This is a genomic window from Micromonospora sp. Mcm103, assembly GCF_024519755.1.
Lineage (GTDB): Bacteria > Actinomycetota > Actinomycetes > Mycobacteriales > Micromonosporaceae > Micromonospora > Micromonospora aurantiaca.
Window position 1 is genome coordinate 33,821 of record NZ_JALJRJ010000010.1, and the last position, 21,971, is coordinate 55,791.

Sequence of the window (21,971 nt, forward strand, 5' to 3'; positions counted from 1 at the left end):
TGTCCGGCAGGGGGGTGTCTGAGTCTGCCGCACGCCCCGACACTCCCGGCATCCGCCCCAGCCGATGACACTTCGGCCGCTGGTACCCGACCTCAGACCAGGTCGAGGGAGCGGGCGGCGGCCAGCGCGTCGTTGGCGATGGTCACCGGCGCCGGCGCGGTGGAGATGGCCCACTCCGGGTCCTTCAGGCCGTGCCCGGTGACCGTGCAGACCACCCGCGACCCGGCCGGCACCCGGCCGGCCTCGGCCTGCTGGAGCAGACCGGCGACGCTCGCCGCGCTGCCCAGCTCGACGAAGACGCCCACCTCGCGGGCCAGCAGCCGGTACGCCGACAGGATCTCCCGGTCGGTGACCGCCGAGATCAGGCCGTCCGAGGCGTCCCGCGCGTCGATGGCCTTCGTCCAGCTCGCCGGGTTGCCGATCCGGATGGCGGTGGCGATCGTCGACGGCTCCGGCACCACCTGACCGGTGACGATCGGGGCGGCGCCGGCCGCCTGGAAGCCGTACATCCGGGGGGCCTTCGTGGCGTTGCCGTCGCGCAGGTCCTCGGAGTAGCCCATCCAGTACGCGGTGATGTTGCCGGCGTTGCCGACCGGCAGGCAGTGGATGTCGGGCGCGTCGCCGAGCGCCTCGACGATCTCGAAGGCGGCGGTCTTCTGGCCGTGCAGCCGGTCGATGTTGACGGAGTTGACCAGCGCGACCGGGTAGTCCTGCGCGAGCTTGCCGGCGAGCCCGAGGCAGTCGTCGAAGTTGCCCTGCACCTGGAGCAGCTTCGCGCCGTGCACGAGCGCCTGGGCCAGCTTGCCCAGCGCGATCTTGCCCTGCGGCACCAGCACCGCGCAGGTGATCCCGGCGCGGGCCGCGTACGCGGCGGCGGAGGCGCTGGTGTTGCCGGTGGAGGCGCAGATGATCGCCTTGTCACCGGCCTCGACGGCCTTGGAGACCGCGACGGTCATGCCGCGGTCCTTGAACGAGCCGGTCGGGTTGGCGCCCTCGACCTTGAGCCACACGTCCGCGCCGACCCGGGCGGAGAGCACCGGCGCCGGCAGCAGCGGCGTGTTGCCCTCGTGCAGGGTGACGACGGGAGTCGCCTCGGTGACCGGCAGCCGATCCCGGTACGCCTCGATCAGTCCCCGCCACATGTCGTGCTCCTCGCCTCTGTCGCCCCGCTCCGGGGCCTGCCAACAGCGTGGACCAGCCTGCCCGCCCGGCCACCGGCACACCCTGCTCTAACCATCAGGCGGGACGCGTGGGTTACGCGCCGCCCTCCACCCGAAGCACACTCGTCACCGACCTGACGATGTCGAGTCCGCGCAGCTCACGCACGGTGGCCGCGAGCGCGGCGTCGGGCGCGACGTGGGTGACGATAACGAGTTCCGCGTCACCGCCGGCCGGGCCCTGACGGACGGTGGCGATGGACACCTCGTGCCGGGCGAAGACGCCCGCCACCCCGGCCAGCACGCCCGGCCGGTCGGCCACGTCGAGGCTGATGTGGTAGCGGGTGAGCGCCTCGCCCATCGGCCGCACCGGCAGGTCCGCGTACGCCGACTCGCTCGCCGCGTGCACCCCGGCGAGGCGGTTGCGGGCCACCGCCACCACGTCGCCGAGCACCGCGCTGGCGGTGGGCGCGCCACCGGCGCCCCGGCCGTAGAACATGAGCTGCCCGGCGGCGTCGGCCTCGACGAAGACCGCGTTGAACGCGTCACCGACGCTCGCGAGCGGGTGCGTCAGCGGGATCATCGCCGGGTGCACCCGCACGTTGACGGTCTCCCGGCCCTCCGCGTCGACGCCGCGGGCCGCGATGCAGAGCAGCTTGATCGTGCAGCCCATGGCCTTGGCGCTGGCCACGTCGGCGGCGGTCACCTCGGTGATGCCCTCGCGGTGCACGTCGGCGGCGGTCACCCGGGTGTGGAACGCCAGCGAGGCGAGGATGGCGGCCTTCGCGGCGGCGTCGAAGCCCTCCACGTCGGCCGTCGGGTCGGCCTCGGCGTACCCCAGCTCGGTGGCCTCCTCCAGCGCCTCGGCGAACCCGGCGCCGGTGGAGTCCATGGCGGAGAGGATGAAGTTCGTGGTGCCGTTCACGATGCCGGTGACCCGGGTGATCCGGTCGCCGTGCAGCGACTCGCGCAGCGGGCGCAGCAGCGGGATGGCTCCGGCGACGCTGGCCTCGTAGTAGAGGTCGGCGCCGCCCTCGGCGGCGGCGTCGTGCAGCGCGGCGCCGTCCTCGGCGAGCAGCGCCTTGTTGGCGGTGACCACGCTCTTGCCCGCGCGCAGCGCCTCGACCAGCCAGCCGCGGGCCGGCTCGATACCGCCGACCACCTCGACCACCACGTCCACGTCGTCGCGCTTGATCAGCCCGAGCGCGTCGGTGGTGAACAGCGCCGGGTCGACAGGCAGGTCGCCGCGGTCACGGCCGATCCGGCGTACGGCGATCCCGGCGATCTCCAGCGGGGCGCCGATCCGGGCGGCGAGGTCTTCCGACTGCTCGTGCAGCAGCCGGACCACGTCGCTGCCGACAGTGCCGCAGCCGAGCAGCGCCAAGCGAACCGGTGAGGTCATCCCACATCCAATGCCAGCAGGTCGTCTTCGGTCTCCCGGCGGACGATCAGCCGCGCCCGACCTTCGCGGACGGCGACGACCGGGGGCCGCGGGACATGGTTGTAGTTGCTCGCCATGCTCCGGCAGTACGCCCCGGTGCCGGGCACCGCGACAAGATCTCCGGGCTGCACGTCAGCGGGCAGGAATTCATCCTTCACCACGATGTCCCCGGACTCACAATGCTTTCCCACCACGCGGGCGAGCATCGGCTGTGCGGCTGACGTGCGGTTCGCCAGCGTGGCCGAGTACGAGGCGTCGTAGAGCGCGGTCCGGATGTTGTCGCTCATCCCCCCGTCCACGCTCACGTAGGTCCGCAGGCCGTCGACGTCCTTCACGGTCCCGGCCTGGTACAGCGTGAACACGGCCGGGCCGACGATCGCGCGGCCCGGCTCGACGGACAGGTGCGGCACGGCGAGGTTCTCCGCCGCGCACTCCCCGTCGACGATCTTGCGCAGCCGCTTCGCCAGGTCGTGCGGCGACGCCGGGTCGTCCTGCGTGGTGTACGCGATGCCGAAACCACCGCCCAGGTCCAGCTCGGGCAGCTCCACGCCCCGCGCGTCGCGGATCTGCGACTGGAGGGCGAGCACCCGGCGGGCGGACACCTCGAAGCCGCTGGCGTCGAAGATCTGCGAGCCGATGTGCGAGTGCAACCCGCGCAGCTCCAGCACGTCCTCGTCGAGGATCTTGAACGCGGCCGCCGCGGCGGCCCCGCCGGCGAGGGAGAAGCCGAACTTCTGGTCCTCGTGCGCGGTGGCGATGAACTCGTGGGTGTGCGCCTCCACGCCGACGGTGACCCGGACCAGCACCTTCGGACGTACCCCGCGCTCACGGGCCAGCTCGGTCAGCCGGTCGATCTCGGTGAACGAGTCGACGATGATCCGGCCCACCCCGGCGTCGACCGCCCGGGTCAGCTCCGCCACCGACTTGTTGTTGCCATGGAAGCCGATCCGCTCGGGAGGCATCCCCGCCGAGAGCGCGGTGGCCAGCTCGCCTCCGGTACAGACGTCGAGGAACATGCCCTCCTCGGCGATCATCCGGACCACGGCGCGGCACAGGAACGCCTTGCCGGCGTAGTACACGTCCGCGTCCGGGAAGGCCGCGCGGAACTCGCGGCAGCGCTCACGCAGGTCGTCCTCGTCCAGCACGTACGCCGGGGTGCCGTACTCGGCGGCCAGGTCGCGGACGTCCAGGCCCGCGACGGTGACCGCGCCGCCGGGGCCGCGCGCCACGTTGCGCGGCCACAGTTGCGGCACCAGGGCGTTGACGTCGACCGGGGTACGCAGCCAGGCCGGCCCCCGGGTGCCGATCTCGCCGTGCAGCGCTCCTGCCTCGTGGGCCCGCATGTCTACTCGTCTCCGCTTCGCGACTGCGGGGCTCGCAAGCTCACTCCTCGCGCTCGCACGCTACATCCGCTCCGGCGCGGACACCCCGAGCAGGTGCAGGCCGTTGGCGATGACCACCCGGGTGGCGTCGTTGAGCCAGAGCCGCGCCCGGTGGGTGTCGGTGATCTCCTCGTCGCCCTGCGGGGCGATCCGGCAGTTGTCGTAGAACCGGTGGTACGCCTGCGCGACGCTCTCCTCCAGGTAGCGGGCCACCCGGTGCGGCTCGCGCAGCTCGGCCGCGGTGGCCACCACGGCGGGGAACTCCGCGAGCGCCTTGAGCAGCTCGTTCTCCTTGTCGTGGCCGAGCAGCTCCGGCTGGAACGCGGCGGCGTCGCCACGGGTCAGCCCGATCTCGGCCGCGTTGCGGGCCACCCCGGCGGTACGCGCCGCGACGTACTGCACGTAGTAGACCGGGTTGTCGTTCTTGGCCCGGGTCCACAGCTCCACGTCGATGTCGATGGGCGAGTCGGCAGAGTAGCGGGCCAGCGCGTACCGGGCCGCGTCCACGCCGATCGCGTCGACCAGGTCCTCCAGCGTGACCACGGTGCCGGCCCGCTTGCTCATCCGCACCGGGGCGCCGTCGCGGACCAGGTTGACCAGCTGGCCGATGAGGATCTCCAGGTTGCGCGCCGGGTCGTCGCCGAAGCACGCGGACATCGCCTTCATCCGGCCGATGTAGCCGTGGTGGTCGGCGCCCAGCATGATCACGACCCGGTCGAAGCCGCGCTCCCGCTTGTTCAGGTAGTAGGCGCAGTCGGCGGCGAAGTACGTCCACTCGCCGTTGGACTTGCGCAGCACCCGGTCCTTGTCGTCGCCGAACTCGGTGGTGCGCAGCCAGGTCGCGCCCTCGGACTCGAAGACGTGCCCCTGCTCCCGCAGCCGGTCCAGCGCCGCGTCCAGCGCGCCCCCGTCGTGCAGGTCCTTCTCGTTGAAGTAGGTGTCGAACTCCACACCGAAGTCGCGCAGCGAGGACTTGATCTCGGCGAACATCAGCTGGACGCCCTCGTTCCGGAACACCTCCTGGGCGGCGTCCTCGCTGAGGTCGAGCACGTCCGGCCGCAGCCGGACCACCTCGGCGGCGATCTCCGCGATGTACGCGCCGCCGTAGCCGTCCTCCGGCGCGGGCTCGCCCTTCGCGGCGGCCAGCAGCGACCGGGCGAACCGGTCGATCTGGGAGCCGGCGTCGTTGAAGTAGTACTCCGTGCCCACCTCGGCACCGGTGGCGCGGAGCAGGCGGCTGAGCGCGTCGCCGACGGCCGCCCAGCGGACCCCGCCGATGTGCACCGGGCCGGTCGGGTTCGCCGAGACGAACTCCAGGTTGATCCGCTGACCGGCGAGGGTGTCACTGCGCCCGTACGCCGGACCGGCCTCGACGATGACCTTGGCGAGCTGGCCGGCGGCGGCGGCGTCCAGGCGGACGTTCAGGAAGCCGGGACCGGCGATCTCCACCGACTTGATCCCCGGCGCCTTGGCCAGCTCGTCGGCCAGCGCTGTCGCCAGCTCCCGCGGCGGTACGCCCACCTTCTTGCTGAGCTGGAGCGCCAGCGTCGAGGCGTAGTCACCGTGATCGGGATTACGTGGTCGCTCGACGGTGGTCTGCGCGGGCAGCGCGGCGCGGTCCAGTCCCCGCTCGTCGAAGACGGCGTGGGCTGCGGCGAGGACGACCTCGGCGAGTTCTGCGGGAGTCACTGATCCATGTTATCGGGGGTAGACTCGGGCACCGCGGAGGCGACCCAGCATGTGAACCGGCCCCGCGCTCCCCTGACCGACCGACCTGACGAGGCACGATGAGCATCAGCACCCCGGGCGGCCCGGAGCGCCGTCCCACCGTGGTCAGCACCGGCAAGAAGCCGGCCGCCGGCCGGCCCGCGGCTGCCGACAAGCCCGCCGCGAAGGCCGGCTCGGGCAAGGCCGGGGGCGGCAAGGGCACGCCACGGCAGGGCGCCGGGGGCAAGGGCCGCAAGCCGGTCGCCCCGGTGAAGGTGAGCCAGGGCCGCTCGTGGGGCCCGATCGCCCTCTTCGTCGCGGTCGGCGTCCTGGCCGTGGGCATCATCGGCGTCGGCGCCTGGGCGGTCTACCAGGGCGGCCAGCCGTGGCAGAAGCGGGCCGAGGCGATCGACGGCATCGTCGACTACCGCGCCAAGGACAAGGACCTGGTCAAGGGCGGAAACCACCAGCCCGGCGCGATCAAGTACGACATCCTCCCGCCGGTCGGCGGCCCGCACAACCAGGCGTGGCAGAACTGCATGGGTGACGTCTACGACGCCCCGATCGCCAACGAGCACGCGGTGCACAGCCTGGAGCACGGCACCGTCTGGATCACCTACCGCCCGGACCTGCCCGCCGACCAGGTGGAGAAGCTCCGCAGCAAGGTGCAGGGCAAGGAGAAGACGATGCTCAGCCCGTTCGAGGGGCTGGACAAGCCGATCTCGCTCCAGGCCTGGGGCTACCAGCTCAAGGTCGACAACGCCGACGACGGCCGGATCGACGACTTCATCAAGACCCTGCGGGTGAACGCCTCGATCGAGGGCCCGAACGCGCTCTGCGACCAGGGCGTCACCGCCACCGGCACCACCCCGCGGGACAACCTGCAGAACACCATGCCCCAGCAGCCCACCCAGTGAGGACGCCGCGATGACCGCTCCGGTGACCACCGACAGCGAACTGGACGAGGCCCCGGCCGCCGACCAGGGCGGCCGGAGCGCCGCGCGCCGTTACGGCCTGCTGGCGGTGGCCGCCGCCCTCGTGGTCGGGCTGGTCCTCGGGTACGCGGGCGGCCTGCTCACGCCGACGCTCACCCGTCCGGGTGAGAACTCGGCGGAGGCCGGGTTCGCCCGGGACATGACGGCCCACCACAACCAGGCCGTGGCGATGGGTCTGCTGGCGTTCAGCCAGGGTCAGGACCCGGAGGTACGCCAGGTCGGCGTGGACATCGCCACCGGCCAGCAGGGCGAGATCGGCACCATGCAGACCTGGCTGCGGTCCTGGAAGCTGGACCCGACCGGCGAGCAGGCGCCGATGGCGTGGATGAAGGACGGCGGCGGGTTGGTCAAGAACGGCCTGATGCCGGGCATGGCGACGCCGGAGGAGATGGCGAAGCTGCGCGGCGCGAGCGGTCGCGAGTTCGACGTGCTGTTCCTCCAGATGATGATCCGCCACCACATCGGCGGGGTGCACATGATCGACGGCATCCTCGACGAGGGGCACGACGACGACGTGCTGGCGGTCGCCCAGATCATGAAGAACACCCAGCAGAACGACCTGACCAACCTGAACGCCGCCCTGAAGCGCCTGGGCGGCACCCCTTAACACCCGCCGCCCCGCACGATCCCGAGGCCCGGTCCCCTTCCCAGGGGCACCGGGCCTCCCCCGTCCCCGGCCCCGGCCCGGGCCCCGGCCCCGGCCCCGGCCCCGGCGATCTTGCACTTACTGCCCCAGCGCTGCCGGATTCGCCCCGTTATGGGAGGGCCGCAAGTGCAAGATCGCGGGAGCAGGGGGCAAGGGCGGCCCGGGGTCAGCCCGACAGGGCCTCCTCGCCGCCTCGCGCGTGCGCGCTTCCGATTCCGTGCTCGCTCGACACCAACTCGGGGAGGTGGGGGTATCCCCGCTCTTGATCGACACCAGCCCGGGGAGGTGGTGGGGTCGGGGTGGGTGCGATGCAGCCACTTCGGCGAAGTGGAGTCGATCAGCAACGGATGAGGCGTTCGGGCGGGCGGGGCGGTCGAGTGGGGCGGCGTGCCCACGCGAGGGTTGGGTGATGCGGGGTAAGATGTCCCGGTTTGGGTGTTTGTAACGGTTTGGGGTTAACGGGTCATTGTGGAGGTTGGAGAGTTTTCTACCCACATATCGTGACCAGTTGCGATTCGGGCTCGTTGCCCAAGACGTGGGGGTTGCACTCAGAGACGCAGGGCGGTCGGTGACCAGCTGGTGCCGACGCCACACCATCGGCGGTGACGGAGCGGTGGCAGCCGTCCGTCGCGGACTGCGGCAGGGCGAGCCGGGAACGCTCAGCCGCGAACAGGAACTCGAACTCATCGACGTGCTCCGGGGGGTCCACCCCGACGAGTTCGGCCTCGACGAGGAGCTCTGGACACGGCAGAGCCTGACCACGCTCATCGAGCGCCGGTTCGGGCTGGCGATGGACGCCGGCACCGTCGGGGCGTACCTCCGGGCCTGGGGTCTGGGGCCGCGCGAGCCGCGCGAGCGGGCCTGCGGCCTGTGCGTCGGCGCGGTCGAGCGCTGGGTACGCAGCGAGTACCCGGCGATCACGCGGGCGGCCCAGGAGCACGCCGCGGAGGTCTACTGGATCGGCCGGGTACGCCTGCGCGGCACCATGCCCGCCGCCGACGTGGTGTCGGCGGTCTCCTCGCGGGGACGGGTGCGGTTCATGGTGACCACACCGTCGGTGGACCCGCCGCTGCCCCGGGACTTCGTGCTGCGGCTCAGCGGCGCCGAGGAACGCACCGTGCATCTGATCGTGGACGGCTCGTGGCCGCGCAACGAGTGGCCCCGCCGGCTGCCCCGCCGGGTCGTGCTGCACCCGCTGCCGAGCTGCGGTCGCGCCGTCGCCGCGGCCTGAGCCGACGAAGATCGACTCGCGGGGGTACCGATTCGGTGATCCGGGAGGGGGTTTGCTACTCTTCTCGGGTCGCTGAGCCCCCGTAGCTCAGGGGATAGAGCACCGCCCTCCGGAGGCGGGAGCGCAGGTTCGAATCCTGCCGGGGGCACACTTGCCAAGAAATCGCACCAGAAGACCTCCGCGAGCCCGACAGCCACCTTGGCTGCCGGGCTCGTTTCGTTTCCGGGCGAGCCGGCTCCCTTGACCATCGATCCACTGCTTAACTACGTTACTAGTAAAGCAGTGAGGAGCATCGTGTTCGTCTTCCGGCTCGACACCCACTCCGGCGTGCCGCCGTACCTGCAACTCGTCCAGCAGGTCCGCCAGGCGGTGCTACTGGGCTTCCTCCAGCCCGGTGACCGTCTCCCGCTCATCCGCGAGGTGGTCGAGGATCTGGCGATCAACCCGAACACCGTCGCCAAGGCGTACCGGCAGATGGAGCAGGAGAACCTGGTCACCGGCCGGCCCGGCCAGGGCACGTTCGTCAACGAACAGCAGTCGGCCGCGATGTCGGCGTCGACGTACACGTCGCTGCGCCGTGGCCTGGAGACCTGGTTACGCCGCGCCTACGCGGCCGGCCTCGACGAGCAGGCGGTCGACGCGCTCTTCACCTCCGTCCGCCGGCACACGAGGAACGAGGACGTGGCGTGACAGATACCGGGTTCGCGCTGCGCACCGACGGTGTGGGCAAGCGGTACCGGAAGGGCTGGGCGCTGCGCGACTGCACCCTCGCCCTGCCGGCGGGCGGCGTGATCGCCCTGGTCGGGCCGAACGGCGCGGGCAAGACCACGCTGCTGCGCCTGGTCGTCGGGTTGCTGGCACCGAGCACCGGCACGGTGGAGGTCCTCGGCCGGGACGTCACTGCGAGCACCCCGCAGACGCTGTCCCGGATCGGGTTCCTGGCCCAGGACCACCCGCTGTACAAGCGCTTCACCGTCGCCGAGATGCTCCGCTTCGGCCGGGCCTGCAACAGGCGGTTCGACCAGGGGCTGGCCGAGCGCCGGCTGGCGAAGCTGGGCATCCCGCTCGACCGCAGGACCGGCACGCTCTCCGGCGGGCAGCAGGCCCAGGTCGCATTGGCTCTGGCCCTGGCGAAGCGGCCGGACCTGCTCGTCCTCGACGAGCCGGTGGCCAGCCTCGACCCGCTGGCCCGGCACGAGTTCCTCCAGGTCCTCATGGGCGCGGTGGCCGAGGGCGGGGTGACAGTCCTGTTCTCCTCCCACGTCGTGCACGAGCTGGAGCGCGTCTGCGACCACCTGGTCGTGCTCAACCAGGGCCGGGTCACGCTCACCGGCGACATCGACACCCTCCTCGCCGAGCACCGGCTGCTCGTCGGCCCGCGTACGGCACACGACGTCGACCGGGGCGGCGCCGTCGTGGAGGCCGTCCACAGCGACAGGCACACGACCCTGCTGGTACGCGACGGCGGCCTCCCGGCCGCGCCCGGATGGCAGGCCCAGCCGGTCGCGCTGGAGGACCTGGTGCTGGCGTACCTGCGCCGGCCGTCCGAGCCGGACGCCGCGGTCACGTCGGGGGTGCCGGCATGACCTGGCTGATCTGGCGCCAGCACCGGACCGAGGTCTGCGTGCTGGGTCTGCTCGTCGGCCTGTTCGGCGTCGCCCTGCTCGTGCTCGGGACGCAGGCCCACGACCTGTTCCCCGGCGGCCCCGCCCGCTGTGCGGGAGAAGCAGGTGTCGGCGATGCCTGCGCCGCATCCTTCCGCCGACTCGACGACGAGTACGGGTACGTCGAGAACCTCCTGGCGGCCTTCTACCTGGTCCCCGTGGTCATCGGCGCGTTCCTCGGCGCGCCACTGCTCGCGCGCGAGCTGGAGGACGGCACCTGGCAGCTCGCGTGGACGCAGGCCGTGCCGCGGATGCGCTGGCTGGTGGCCAAGCTCGTGGCGTTGGCCGGCGTCACAGTAGTGCTCACCGGGATGTTCACCGCGGTGCTCACCTGGTTCCGTCAGCCGTTCGACGCGTGGGAGGGGCGGTTCCAGTACGACGCCTTCGACCTGGAAGGGCTCGTCCCGGTGGCGTACGCGCTGTTCGCGTTCGGCGTCGCCACCGCCGCGGGGGCGATCCTGCGGCGCAGCCTGCCCGCGTTCGGCGTCGCGTTCGGGGCATTCCTCGCCGCCCGGATGTCGGTGGCGCTGCTGGCCCGCCCCGCGTACGCCACGCCGCTCACCACCACGCAGCCGGTCCCGGCCGGCGGCTCGACGGACCAGGCGGGGCACCGGTTCGTGCCCGGCGTCGCCGACTGGGTGATCGAACGCGGCTACGCCGACGCCACCGGACGCCGGCTCAGTGGGGCCGAGTACGCCGAGCTGACGGACGCCGCCGACCGGGCCGGCACCAACCTCAACCGGTTCCTGCACGCGCGCGGCGTCCAGCAGTTCGGGGTCTACCACCCGGCCGACCGGTTCTGGACGTTCCAGCTCATCGAGGCGGCGGTGTTCGTCGCCGTCGCGGCGATCCTGATCGGCGTGGTGGTCTGGCGGGTACGACGCCGGATGATCTAGCTCCGGCGCCGGGCGAACCACTTTCGCCTTTGTCCCCGATTCACGGATGGGCAGGTCGCGAGCTGGCTAACCTCACGGTGAACGGGGCCGAACCCAGCACCTGCGAAGGTGAGCCAGTTGCCCGAGACGCCGTTGACCAACCGCCCCAAGATGCACACCGGCGTACCCTCGTCGCTCACCACCGCGCAGCGGTGGGTCCTGCGCGGCGTCGCCGTCGCGGACGCCCCCTGCGGTCTGTGGTTCCTCGAAGCGGTGGCCACCCGCACCGGCACCACGCCGGACGAGCCAGCCGGCGCGACGGTGGAGGAACTGATCTCCCGCGGGTTCCTCGTCGACACCGCCGCTGGCCTGCGGCTGGCCTCGATCGCGCTGCGCGACGAGGTCCTGCGGGACACGCCGCCCTCGGTGCGTCAGGCCCTGCGCGAAGCGGCAGCCGAGGTGCTCGCCGTCCGGCCGGCCCGCTCACGCCACCGGGCATGGAACTGCTCGCCATGCTGGCGCTGCTCGTGCTCTGGGGGCTGGTGGACCGGTCCCTCGACTCGGGGCGTGACTCGCTGACCGAGCGCACGATCCTGACCGCGCTGCTGGCGTTCCCGGTCGGCATCCTCGGCGGGCTCGTCGTCCGCACGTTCGGCGTGCAGACCGCCACGTCGTACCAGACCGGCACCGTGCTGCGCACCACGAAGGGCATCGCCGACTGGGTGTTCGAGCCGGAGGGCCGCAGCGCCGCCGGGCGGCTCGCCGCGACCGGCCTGCTCTGCCTGGTCAGCTACGCGATCGGCGGGGTCGTCGGCGCGGCCACCGAGACCCGCCCCATCTGGACGATGATCGTCACCTGGGCGCTGGCCGTGGTGCTCATCGCGTTCTCCTGGGGCAAGCGCCCACCGGCGACGGCGACCCGGCGTCGCTGACGCGGAGCGGAGTCACCCGGCCTCGCGGCGGGCCTTCGCGCGGCGCTTGCCCTCGTGCATCGCCTGCACCCGGGCCACCGGGATGGTCCGCCCCTGCTCGACCAGGTCCGCCGGCAGGCGCTGCGGCGCGGGCAGCGCCTCCGCCCACGGATCCCGGTCCCCCAGCAGGCCCGGCACGGTGAGCACGGTGAAGTCGGCCGGGCTCGCGCTCTCCAGGTCGGTCCAGCCCACCGGGTACGACACCGGGGCGCCGGGCCGGATCCGAGGGCTGTAGGCGGCCACCACTGTCGCGCCGTACGCCCGGGTGGAGTCGACGAAGACGCGGCCGCCGCGGTCGGCGACGATGAACGCGGTGGTCGCGGCCGCGGGGTCAAGCCGTTCGGTACGGGCGGCGAGCGCCCGGGTCGCGGCGGCGGCCTCCTCCGCCGTGGTGGCCGGATCCACCGGCACGATCACGTGCAGCCCCTTGGCGCCGCTCGTCTTCACCGCGCCTGCGAGCCCGGCGTCGGCGAGCGCCTGCCGCACCAGCAGCGCGACCCGCACCACGGCGCCGAACGCGTCCCCCTCCGGCGGATCCAGGTCGAGCACGAGGTGGGACGGGTACTCGGGCGCACCGGCGCGGGCCAGCGTCGGGTGGTACTCCACCGCACGCTGGTTGGCGAACCAGAGCAGCGTCCGCCGGTCGTCGCAGAGCGCGTACGAGATCCGGCGGTGCGACGCCTCCGCCCACACCTCGGTGCGGCGCACCCAGTCGGGCGTGTACTTCGGCAGGTTCTTCTGCATGAACGGCTCCTGGCCGGGCCGCACCCGCAGCACCGACAGCGGCCGGTCCCGCAGTTCCGGCAGGATCCGGTCAGCCATCGCGTCGAGGTAGTCGACCAGGTCACGTTTGGTCGCCCCGGCGCCGTCGAACAGCGACTGGTCGAGGTTGGTCAGCGACACTCCGGCCCGGGTCTCGTCGGCGGCGCCCATCGGACCACCATCCCGGGCCGGGCCCGGCTCGGCAACCCCGACACGGTGCCCGGCGCGCCTCGCCGTCCCGCACCTGCGACGATCGGGGCGTGGGTGAGGCGGAGTCGGAGCGGTGCGGACCGGACGCGGCGGAGCAGGCGAGCGCCTGCACCGTGCGGGAGGCGCTGGACCGGGTCGGCGGCAAGTGGGCCATCGGCATCCTGATCGCCGCCTCGGCCGGCCCGATCCGCTTCACCGAGCTGGAGCGCCGGGTGGAGGGGATCAGCCGCCGGATGCTCACGCTGACGCTGCGCAACCTGGAGCGGGACGGGCTGCTGCACCGGCACGTGCATCCCACGGTGCCGCCGAAGGTGGAGTACACCGCCACGCCGATGGCCCGGGAGCTGTACGAGTCGCTGGTGGCGCTGACGAGCTGGGCCGAGCGGCACCGCGAGGCGATCAGCGCGGCCCGGGCCGAGTACGACCGCCGGCACGGCGGCCCACCGGCCTGACTCAGTCCCGTACCCGCTCGGTCCAGTCGATGTGGTGGTCGAACAGCCAGGCCTGGGCGGCGCCGCCGTCGCGCGCCAGGTAGCGGGCGGCGAACGGCATGCCCAGGTCCCGGACCAGCCGCCCGACCGGGCCGGCGACCTTCGTGGTGCTGGTCCGCCGCCCCTGCGCCACCACCCGCTCCACCCGGTCGCGGCGCAGCCGCTCGTAGGCCCGGAACGCGGCCGGTACGTCCGGCAGGTCGCGCAGGCAGCGGGCGAGCTGGACGGCGTCCTCGAAGGCCATCGCCGCGCCCTGCCCGGAGGAGGGGGCGGCGGTGTGGGCCGCGTCGCCGATCACGATCAACCGGTCGCGGTGCCAGACCGGCACGGAGGGCAGGTCGTACGTGGGCCAGCCGTACTCGATCCGCGCGGTGTGGTCGAGGATCCGCGTCGCCGGTCCCGGATCGTCGGCGAGCAGAGCGCGCAGCCGGGTCCGGGCCTCGTCCGGGCCGATCGCGGCGAGCTGTTCCCGGCTCGGCTCGACCGGCTGCGGCGGGGTGGCGAACCACCAGACCTCGTCCTCCCCCACCACGATCCAGCAGAAGAAGCAGCGCCGGCCGAACATCATCTGCATCACGCCGCGCTCGTCGGGCAGGCGCAGCCCGCGGGCGAAGCCACCGGCGTTCAGCAGCGGTACGTAGCGCGGCGCGGGGGCGGCCGGGTCGATCAGCGTGCGGACCCGGGAGCGCAGCCCGTCCGCGCCGACCAGCAGGTCGCCGTCTGCGGTGCGGCCGTCGGCGAACCGGGCGGTCACACCGCCGTCGGTCGGGTCGGCGCCGGCCAGCCGGGCGCCGTGGACGAACTCGACGCCCCGGCGCAGCGCCTCGTCGCGCAGCGCCCGGTAGAGGTCGGAACGACCGACGGTACGACTGCCGGGGGCCCCGAACTCGGCGAGCCGGCGCCCTCTGTGGTTGTGCATGAGCATCCGGGGTGTCGGGTGTCCGAGCCCGGCCACCAGGTCGTCGAGGTCGATCGCGCGCAGCGCGTCGAGCCCGTTGGCGGAGAGCGTCAGGAAGGCGCCCACCCCGACCGCGTCCCGCAGGTACGCCTCGTACACCGCAGCGTCGATGCCGGCGCGCTGCAAGGCCATGGCGGCGACCGGGCCGGCCAGTCCGGCACCGACGACGAGAGCTTTAGTCATGTCATGACTATACATAAAATGACTATGGCGCGACAGGGGGCACCTAGGGTGGGGCCATGACGGTTCGTCGCTCGCCGCTGGCGATGATGGTGCTGGCCCTCCTGGTCGAGGAGCCGATGCACGCGTACCGGATGCAGCAGCTCATCCGGGAGCGCGAGAAGCAGGACGTGGTGAACGTCGCGCAGCGCAACAGCATCTACCAGACCATCGAGCGGCTGCGCCGCGACGAGCTGATCCGGGTGGCCGAGACCAGGCGCGAGGAGGGGCGGCCGGAGCGCACCGTGTACGCGCTCACGCCGGCCGGCCGCCGCACGCTCGACGGGTGGCTCGCCGACGCGCTCGCCACCCCCGCCCGGGAGTTCCCGGAGTTCCCCGCCGCCCTGTCGTTCCTGCCGATCCTGCCGCCCGAGGAGGCGGCCCGGCGGCTCGACGAGCGGGCGGGCGCCATCGAGGCACGGTTGCGCGAGCGTGAGGCGGCGCTGAGCGCCGTGGAGTTGCCCCGCCTCTTCCTGGTCGAGGACGAGTACCAGCTGACAGTGCTCCGCGCCGAGCTGGACTGGGTACGCGGACTCGTCGCCGACCTGCGCTCCGGCGCGCTCACCTGGTCCGGCGAATGGCTGGCCGACTGGACCGGAACACCGGCCTGAGCTGCGAAAACAGGACGCTGTGGCGAACGCCACGCGGCGGATCTGACCGATCGGTCAGCACCTGACCGATCGGTCAGGCATGCTGGAGGACATGGCGCGACCCACCACCGCCACCCACGACGAGCTGCTGGCCGCTGCCGCTCGCCGCTTCGCCGTCACCGGGTACAAGGGCACCTCGCTGCAGGACATCGCCGGCGACGTCGGCTGTTCCAAGGCCACGGTGCTCTACCACTTCGCCAGCAAGGACGCCCTGCTCTGCGAGCTGATGGCCCCGGCCATCACGGTGCTGGAGGAGCTGGACGTCCGCATCGCCGCGCACACCGGCGCCGAGGCCCAACGCGTCGCCGCGGACGGCTTCGTCGACCTGGCGGTCCGCTTCCGCCGGGAGATCGCGCTGCTCCGGGGAGAGTTCCCCGACCTGCTCCAGCAGCCCGCGTTCGCCCACATCCAGCAGATCTCCGAGCAGCTCATCGCCGCGTTCTCCGGCTTCTCCGACCGTCCGGAGGCACGCGTCGCGGCGCTCGTCGTGCTCGCCGGCATCGCCGAGACCTGCGGCGAGTTCCTGGACATCCCCGACGAGCAGCTGCGACCCGCGCTGCTCGCCGTGGCGTACCGCGCGCTCGAAGTCACCACCTGATCCGTTCCTGCGAGGACAAGGAAGGTCCATGGCGACCCTGCTGTACCGGCTCGGCCGGGCATCCCTGCGCCGGCGGCGACTCGTCGCCGTCGTCTGGCTCGTCGTACTCGTCGGACTCGGCCTGGCCGCGGCCACGCTGAAGGGCCCGACGGCGAGCAACTTCACCATGCCGGGCACCGAGTCGCAGAAGGCGATCGACCTGCTCGCCGACCGTTTCCCGGCGGCCAGCGGCGCGACCGGCACCATCGCGGTCAAGGCACCGCAGGACGGTGCGCTGACCTCACCCGCCGGACAGGCGGTGGTCAAGCAGGTCACGGAGGAGGCGGCCACGCTCCCCGGCGTGGTCGGCGCGGTCGACCCGTACCAGGCGCAGGCGCTCACCCCGGACGGCCGGTACGCGCTGATCCAGGTGCAGTTCGCCGGCGGCGCGGACGAGGTCACCGACGAGCAGCGCGACGCGTACGAGAAGGTCGGCGCGCAGGCCGAGGCGCAGGGCTGGCAGATCGCCCCCGGCGGCGAGGTGCTGAACGGTGAGCCGGAGGTCGGCTCGACCGAGGCGATCGGCGTGCTGGTCGCGGCGATCGTCCTGGTGATCACGTTCGGCTCGCTCGTGGCGGCCGGGATGACCATGCTGAACGCACTGATCGGTGTCGGCGTCGGCATGGCCGGTCTGTTCGCGCTCAGCGGCGCGGTCGAACTGACCAGCACCGCGCCGATCCTGGCGCTGATGCTCGGCCTCGCGGTCGGCATCGACTACTCGCTGTTCATCACCTCCCGGCACCGGCAGAACCTGCTCGACGGGCTCTCCCCCGAGGAGGCGGTCGGCCGCGCGGTCGGCACCGCCGGCTCGGCGGTGGTCTTCGCCGGCGCGACCGTCGTGGTGGCGCTCGCCGGCCTGGCCGTGGTGGGCATCCCGTTCCTCACCGTGATGGGTCTGGCCGCCGCCGGCACCGTCACCGTGGCCGTGCTGGTGGCGATCACGCTGGCCCCGGCGCTGCTCGGATTCGCCGGCCACAAGGTGCTGCCGCGCAAGCTGCGCGACCGCAAGGCGGTCGAGGACCCGACCACCGGCTCGGAGGACCGCTCCGGCTTCGGCTTCCGCTGGGCGCGGTGGGTGACCAAGCTGCGCATCCCGGTGATCCTGGTCGGCCTGCTCGGCCTCGGCCTGCTCGCCATCCCGGCCCAGGACATGCGCCTGGCGCTGCCGGACGCCTCGGCCGCCGCCGAGGGCAGCCCGGCCCGGGTCAGCAGCGACCTGATCCGGGAGGGCTTCGGCCCCGGCTTCACCGGCCGGCTCGCGGTCGTGGTCACCGCCGACTCGCCGCAGGACACCCAGGCCGCCATCCCGCAGGTGACCGCGCTGGTCCAGAAGACCGACGGGGTGCTGGCCGTGGCGCCGCCGCAGGTCGACCCGTCGGGGCGTACCGCGCTGATCGGGGTGATCCCGAAGACCGGCCCGACCGACGAGGCCACCGAGACGGTCGTGCAGGACATCCGCAAGCAGGTCTCGGGCATCCAGAACGCCGACGTGCTGCTCACCGGCGTCACCGCTGTCGGCATCGACGTGTCGGAGAAGCTCTCCGACGCGCTGCCGGTCTACCTGCTGCTGGTGGTGGGCCTGTCGATCCTGCTGCTGATGCTGGTGTTCCGGTCGATCCTGGTGCCGGTCAAGGCGGCGCTGGGCTTCCTGCTCACCGTGGCGGCCACGTTCGGCATCACCGTGGCGGTGTTCCAGCAGGGCCACCTGGCCGACCTGGTCGGCCTGGACACCCCGGCCCCGCTGGTCAGCTTCCTGCCGATCCTGCTCATCGGCATCCTGTTCGGCCTGGCCATGGACTACGAGGTCTTCCTGGTCTCGCGGATGCGTGAGGACTTCGTGCACGGCGACACCGCCCAGCAGGCCACCATCAACGGCATGGGGCACGGCGCCCGGGTGGTCACCGCCGCCGCGCTCATCATGATCTCGGTGTTCGGCGGCTTCGTCTTCCTGGAGGACCCGATCATCAAGTCGATGGGCTTCGCGCTCGCGATCGGTGTCGCCATCGACGCGTTCGTGGTCCGGATGACGATCGTGCCGGCGGTGATGTCGTTGCTGAACAACGCCGCCTGGTGGCTGCCGCGCTGGCTGAACAAGATCCTGCCCAACGTGGACGTCGAGGGTGAGGGCCTGCGCGCCCACCTCGCCGAGAAGCAGCACGCGAACGTGTGATCCGTGCGGGTGGGGTCCGTCCGGGCCCCACCCGTTCACACACCCGCCGGGTACGTCTCCATCTCGCCCGGCGTCACGAGCGTCGGCAGCGGATGCAGCGCCGTCGTCTCGTCGCACCAGATGAACGCGTCGTAGCGCTCGCCCAGCCGGGTCGGCACGTAGTTGCCCCAGGACTCGAAGCTCGGGTCGTACACCACCCCGATGGCCCGGTGGTCCGCCTCGCCGGTCACCCACTCCGGCTGGTCGTCGCCGCCGAAGACCAGCACCGCCCGGTCCGGCATCAGCTCGTGCAGCAGGTGCTCCACCGAACCCTCCCGGGCCGGCGGCACCACCATCGTCTCGGCCGGTGAGCCCCAGCGCGGCGCGGCCACCACACTGCCGTGCCAGCTGCCGAAGCCGATCAGCGCCACCGCGTCCCGGCCGTGCCGTTCCCGGCCGAGCTGCCCGATGTTGACCATGCCGTCCGCCGCCATGTCGGTGGCCCGGGCGTCGCCGACGTGCGTGTTGTGCGCCCACACGATGCCCCGCGAGTCCGGCCCGTACCGGTCGAGCAGCCGGTCGAGCGTGTCGGCCATGTGGACGTCGCGGACGTTCCACGACTCGGGGCCGCCACCGACCATCGCCCGGTAGTACCGCTCCGCGCCGGCCACCACCTCCGCGTTCTGCCAGGCCGAGAAGCGGTCCGGGCCGTCCGCGGCGGCCTGTTCCCGGGTACGCGCCAGCAGCCGGACCACCTCCTCCTCGCACCGGGCGGAGACGAACCGGCTGGCCATCCCGTACTCCTCGGGCCGCTTGCCGTACGGCTCGAAGCAGCGGTACGCCTCCTGGGCGGCCTCCAGCGAGGCCGGATCCTCCTCACCGAGGTAGTCGAAGATGGCCTGCATCGACTCCCAGAGGGAATACACGTCCAGCCCGTGGAAGCCAGCCCGCTCCCCCTCGGGGCGTTCCAGGTTCCACGCCCGCAGCCAGCGGCAGAAGCGGGCCACCTCGGCGTTCGCCCACATCCAGGTGGGCCAGCGTTCGAACCGTTCCAGCGCGGCGAGCGGATCGGCCGCCCCGCCCGGCGCGCACACCACCGACCGGTGCACCCGGTCGCAGTCCGGCCAGTCCCCCTCCACCGCCACGAAGTCGAACCCCTGTTCGGCGATGAGCCGCCGGGTCAACTGCTCCCGCAGCCGGTAGTAGTCGTAGCTGCCGTGCGTCGCCTCACCGATCATCACCACCCGGGCGTCCCGCACGCGGTCCAGCAAGGGGTCGAAGTCGCTCGGCGCGCCGAGCCGCTGTACCAGCATGTCCGCGGCTACCCGGGGCCCGCCGGGACAAACCGCCGCCGCGGCCCGGCGGCGGGCATGCCGCCGGGCCCAGCGGGTAGCCGGGCGGCATGACCGTCACCGGCGCGCAGTTGCAGGAGTTCCTGGCCGGGCTGGACTACCCGGTCTCCCGGGAGGACCTGGTCCGCTGGGGCCAGGAGAACGGCGCCAGCACCGAGACGCTCCAGCGGTTGCGCACGCTGCCGGCCGAGGAGTTCGACACCCCGGCCGAACTGGTCGAGGCGCTCGTCACCCTCGCCGGTTGACCGGCGCGTGCAGCAGCCGGAACAGCACCAGCCACTGTTCCGGCCAGACCAGCCCGACCGGGGTGTCCGGCGCGATCCGCGCGGCCCGCAACGCGCCGTCGACCCGCGGCCGGGGATGGCCCGCGCGCAGCGAGGCCGCGAGCGAGCCGCCGACTCCGCCGAAGCCCAGCTCCACCATCCGCCGGTACGCGGGCAGCGCGGCCGGCGCCACGAGTGGCGTCGTCCGGCGCTCCAGCCGCAGGATGCCCCCGTCCACCCCCGGCACCGGCCGGAACGCGGCCCGGGGCACCCGCCCGGCCAGCCGCCAGTGGTGTTCCGGCCAGGTGAGCACCGTGAGCCGGCTCCACCGGCCGTGGTCGCCGGTGCGCTTGCGGGCGTAGTCGAGCTGGGTGAGCAGCGTCGCTGCGCCCAGCCCTGGTGCGGCCAGGCACCAGCGGACCACCGCCGCGGTGAGCGACCAGGGGATGTTGCCCGCCACCGAGAACGGCCCGGCGGGCGGGGAAGCGGCCAGGAAGTCGGCCGCCCGTACCTCGACGTTCGGCAGCGGAGCGCAGGCCGCCGTCAGCTCGGGCAGCACGGCCGGGTCGACCTCGTACGCGATCAGCCGCCCGCACCGCGCGGCGAGCGGCCGGGTCAGCCGGCCGCGTCCGGCGCCGACCTCCAGCAGCAGGTCGTCCGGGCCGGGCCGGGCCGCGCGGACCATCCGCGCGACGGCGGCCGGGTCGGCGAGGAAGTTCTGGGACAGTACGCGACGGGACCGGTCGCGTGCGGTGGTTCGGCGGGGCGCCACGGGTTCGTCCTGTCTGTCGCCGGACGGCGACGGGTACGGACCGCTGCGCTGGTGTCCCCCGCCGTCGAGGCGGCGTAGGGCGGATCGGGCGGGCGGTCCGAGCGGATCGGGACTCGGACGACCCTGGACAGTGGCCGGGACGCGGCACATGCCTGAGCGGGCCACCTCGGCGAGGTGGCGTGGACGAACCACGGGTACCGCCACCTCGGCGAGGTGGCACGACCGGCGCCCCTCGGGGCGGGTCGGGAACCGGCGGTCGGGTCAGACGCGGGCGGCGTACCGGCCGGCCAGGGCCGGGCGCCGGAACCGCGGACGGGCGTCCAGGAGGAGCCCACACGCGGCCGGCGCGGCGGCCACGCGGATCAGGGCATGCGTGAACATGCCGCCACGCTAACGACCGGGTCCGGCCCGGGCGACCGGTTTTCTACAGGTCGACGGTGCGTCCCTGCGCACGGGCGGTCTGCGCGGCGTCCAGCACGGCCACCACCTCGCGGCCGAACCGCACGTCGCAGCGGTGGTCGCGGGTGCCGGCGTCGACCTCCTCCAGCAACTGGTCGAGCGCGGCGCCGAACGCCTGGAGCGCGCTGCCGTCGCCGGGCGGGACGGTCTCGGTGCCGTTCTCGCCGAAGAAGACGAAGTCCCGGGTGACCGCCTCGGACGGCGCGTCCAGGGTCAGCGACAGCGAGCTGGTCGCGCCGCCGTCGTGGGTGAGCAGCAGGTGCACCAGACCGCTCGGGCCGTCCATCGCGGCGACCCGGGTGACCCGGCCGAGCACCGGCAGGATCAGCGACAGCGCGTGCGGGCCGATGTCCCACAGCGCGCCGCGCTCCCGCCGCCAGGTCGAGTCGCCGTACGGGTTCCCGGGCTGGAAGATCGACGCGAACATGGTGGCCCGGGCGTGCTGCCAGCCACCCGCCGCAGCGGTCGAGGCGAGGAACCCGGTGACGTTCGGGTGGAAGCGCTGGGTGAAGAAGACCACCGACGCCACCCCGGACGCCTGTGCCGCGTCGACCACCCGGTCGGCGTCGGCGAGGTCGAGCGCCAGCGGCTTGTCCAGCAGCAGGTGCCGCCCGGCGGTGGCGGCCCGGACGGCGATGTCGGCCTGCACGTCCGGCGGAAGCGCCACGGCGACCGCGTCGCAGGCGTCGATGAGCGCGTCCACGTCGGTGAAGGCCGGTACGCCGTGCCGGGTCGCCAGTTCCTCCGCCTTCGCCGGGTTGCGTCCCCAGACGCCGGCGAGCCGTGCCCACGGGTGCGCCTCGATGGCCGCGGCATGCGTCTCCGCCGCCCAGTAACCGGTGCCGAACAACCCGAACCGCACCCCGACCCCCTGCCGTCGACGTCCGCCACCGGCGTACGCCGGGACCGTGATCCACGCTAGTCCCCCGGCCCGTCCGGCGCGCCACGACCCGGCGGGCGAGCCGCTACTACACGGATTA

The 21,971-nt window shown here is 72.9% G+C and carries 22 protein-coding genes and 1 tRNA gene; 14 read left to right on the forward strand and 9 right to left on the reverse strand.

Annotated features, from left to right (window positions below; all coding sequences use genetic code 11):
- Positions 1-92: 92 nt before the first annotated feature.
- The 4 genes from thrC to argS form a co-directional block, all read right to left on the reverse strand.
- Positions 93-1,142, reverse strand: coding sequence for a threonine synthase (thrC, locus tag OC439_RS14520; RefSeq protein WP_262013873.1), 1,050 nt, complete (start codon positions 1,140-1,142; stop codon positions 93-95).
- 112 nt (positions 1,143-1,254) lie between these two features.
- A complete protein-coding gene (locus OC439_RS14525) occupies positions 1,255-2,559 on the reverse strand; it encodes a homoserine dehydrogenase (protein WP_262013874.1) in 1,305 nt (434 codons plus the stop codon).
- Entirely contained in the window at positions 2,556-3,941 is a 1,386-nt protein-coding gene (lysA, locus tag OC439_RS14530; RefSeq protein ID WP_262013875.1) for a diaminopimelate decarboxylase, read from the reverse strand. Before lysA ends, OC439_RS14525 begins: the two co-directional genes overlap by 4 nt.
- Positions 3,942-4,001: 60 nt before the next feature.
- The gene (argS, locus tag OC439_RS14535; protein ID WP_262013876.1) at positions 4,002-5,669 is read right to left on the reverse strand and encodes an arginine--tRNA ligase; all 1,668 of its coding nucleotides are present in this window, start codon (positions 5,667-5,669) and stop codon (positions 4,002-4,004) included.
- Between the two features lie 98 nt (positions 5,670-5,767).
- Between argS and OC439_RS14540 the strand changes: the two genes are divergently transcribed.
- The 9 genes from OC439_RS14540 to OC439_RS14580 all read left to right on the forward strand — a co-directional run bounded on the left by OC439_RS14540 (position 5,768) and on the right by OC439_RS14580 (position 12,030).
- Positions 5,768-6,604 (forward strand): DUF3105 domain-containing protein, encoded by an 837-nt coding sequence (locus OC439_RS14540; protein WP_262013877.1) that lies wholly within the window; start codon positions 5,768-5,770, stop codon positions 6,602-6,604.
- A gap of 10 nt (positions 6,605-6,614) precedes the next feature.
- Positions 6,615-7,289, forward strand: a complete 675-nt coding sequence (locus OC439_RS14545; protein WP_262013878.1) for a DUF305 domain-containing protein — start codon at positions 6,615-6,617, stop codon at positions 7,287-7,289.
- Positions 7,290-7,863: 574 nt separating this feature from the next.
- The gene (locus tag OC439_RS14550; protein ID WP_135241822.1) at positions 7,864-8,559 is read left to right on the forward strand and encodes a winged helix-turn-helix domain-containing protein; all 696 of its coding nucleotides are present in this window, start codon (positions 7,864-7,866) and stop codon (positions 8,557-8,559) included.
- 76 nt (positions 8,560-8,635) lie between these two features.
- Positions 8,636-8,707 (forward strand) — tRNA-Arg (locus OC439_RS14555).
- A gap of 146 nt (positions 8,708-8,853) precedes the next feature.
- The gene (locus OC439_RS14560; protein ID WP_262013998.1) at positions 8,854-9,249 is read left to right on the forward strand and encodes a GntR family transcriptional regulator; all 396 of its coding nucleotides are present in this window, start codon (positions 8,854-8,856) and stop codon (positions 9,247-9,249) included.
- Positions 9,246-10,145 (forward strand): ABC transporter ATP-binding protein, encoded by a 900-nt coding sequence (locus tag OC439_RS14565; RefSeq protein ID WP_262013879.1) that lies wholly within the window; start codon positions 9,246-9,248, stop codon positions 10,143-10,145. The genes OC439_RS14560 and OC439_RS14565 overlap by 4 nt, the downstream gene beginning before the upstream one ends.
- A complete protein-coding gene (locus OC439_RS14570; protein WP_262013880.1) occupies positions 10,142-11,119 on the forward strand; it encodes an ABC transporter permease subunit in 978 nt (325 codons plus the stop codon). The genes OC439_RS14565 and OC439_RS14570 overlap by 4 nt, the downstream gene beginning before the upstream one ends.
- Before the next feature lie 117 nt (positions 11,120-11,236).
- On the forward strand, positions 11,237-11,677 hold the full coding sequence (locus OC439_RS14575) for a hypothetical protein (RefSeq protein WP_262013881.1): 441 nt from the start codon (positions 11,237-11,239) through the stop codon (positions 11,675-11,677).
- Complete coding sequence (locus OC439_RS14580; protein WP_262013882.1) at positions 11,596-12,030, forward strand: DUF1275 family protein; 435 nt, start codon at positions 11,596-11,598, stop codon at positions 12,028-12,030. The genes OC439_RS14575 and OC439_RS14580 overlap by 82 nt, the downstream gene beginning before the upstream one ends.
- A 12-nt stretch (positions 12,031-12,042) precedes the next feature.
- Here the strand turns inward: OC439_RS14580 and ligD are convergent, their stop codons facing one another.
- A complete protein-coding gene (gene ligD, locus OC439_RS14585) occupies positions 12,043-13,002 on the reverse strand; it encodes a non-homologous end-joining DNA ligase (protein WP_262013883.1) in 960 nt (319 codons plus the stop codon).
- An 89-nt stretch (positions 13,003-13,091) separates the two neighbouring features.
- Here ligD and OC439_RS14590 point away from each other — a divergent pair, with 89 nt between their 5' ends.
- Positions 13,092-13,493: a winged helix-turn-helix transcriptional regulator gene (locus OC439_RS14590; RefSeq protein WP_262013884.1), complete on the forward strand. Its 402-nt coding sequence runs from the start codon at positions 13,092-13,094 to the stop codon at positions 13,491-13,493.
- 1 nt (position 13,494) lies between these two features.
- Here the strand turns inward: OC439_RS14590 and OC439_RS14595 are convergent, their stop codons facing one another.
- Positions 13,495-14,673, reverse strand: a complete 1,179-nt coding sequence (locus OC439_RS14595; protein ID WP_262013885.1) for an FAD-dependent oxidoreductase — start codon at positions 14,671-14,673, stop codon at positions 13,495-13,497.
- Positions 14,674-14,729: 56 nt separating this feature from the next.
- Here OC439_RS14595 and OC439_RS14600 point away from each other — a divergent pair, with 56 nt between their 5' ends.
- The 3 genes from OC439_RS14600 to OC439_RS14610 all read left to right on the forward strand — a co-directional run bounded on the left by OC439_RS14600 (position 14,730) and on the right by OC439_RS14610 (position 18,166).
- Positions 14,730-15,320 carry a PadR family transcriptional regulator gene (locus tag OC439_RS14600; protein ID WP_262013886.1) on the forward strand — a complete coding sequence of 197 codons (591 nt, stop codon included), beginning with the start codon at positions 14,730-14,732 and terminating at the stop codon, positions 15,318-15,320.
- 91 nt (positions 15,321-15,411) lie between these two features.
- Positions 15,412-15,957, forward strand: a complete 546-nt coding sequence (locus OC439_RS14605; RefSeq protein WP_262013887.1) for a TetR/AcrR family transcriptional regulator — start codon at positions 15,412-15,414, stop codon at positions 15,955-15,957.
- Positions 15,958-15,985: 28 nt separating this feature from the next.
- A complete protein-coding gene (locus tag OC439_RS14610) occupies positions 15,986-18,166 on the forward strand; it encodes an MMPL family transporter (RefSeq protein WP_262013888.1) in 2,181 nt (726 codons plus the stop codon).
- Between the two features lie 35 nt (positions 18,167-18,201).
- Here OC439_RS14610 and OC439_RS14615 read toward each other — a convergent pair whose 3' ends face one another.
- A complete protein-coding gene (locus tag OC439_RS14615; protein WP_262013889.1) occupies positions 18,202-19,458 on the reverse strand; it encodes an erythromycin esterase family protein in 1,257 nt (418 codons plus the stop codon).
- Between the two features lie 89 nt (positions 19,459-19,547).
- Between OC439_RS14615 and OC439_RS14620 the strand changes: the two genes are divergently transcribed.
- Complete coding sequence (locus OC439_RS14620) at positions 19,548-19,742, forward strand: DUF2795 domain-containing protein (RefSeq protein WP_091422483.1); 195 nt, start codon at positions 19,548-19,550, stop codon at positions 19,740-19,742.
- Here OC439_RS14620 and erm read toward each other — a convergent pair.
- Positions 19,726-20,532, reverse strand: a complete 807-nt coding sequence (gene erm, locus OC439_RS14625) for an ErmE/ErmH/ErmO/ErmR family 23S rRNA (adenine(2058)-N(6))-methyltransferase (RefSeq protein WP_262013890.1) — start codon at positions 20,530-20,532, stop codon at positions 19,726-19,728. The genes OC439_RS14620 and erm overlap by 17 nt on opposite strands.
- 424 nt (positions 20,533-20,956) lie before the next feature.
- Positions 20,957-21,853: a Gfo/Idh/MocA family protein gene (locus tag OC439_RS14630; protein WP_262013891.1), complete on the reverse strand. Its 897-nt coding sequence runs from the start codon at positions 21,851-21,853 to the stop codon at positions 20,957-20,959.
- Between the last annotated feature and the right edge of the window lie 118 nt (positions 21,854-21,971).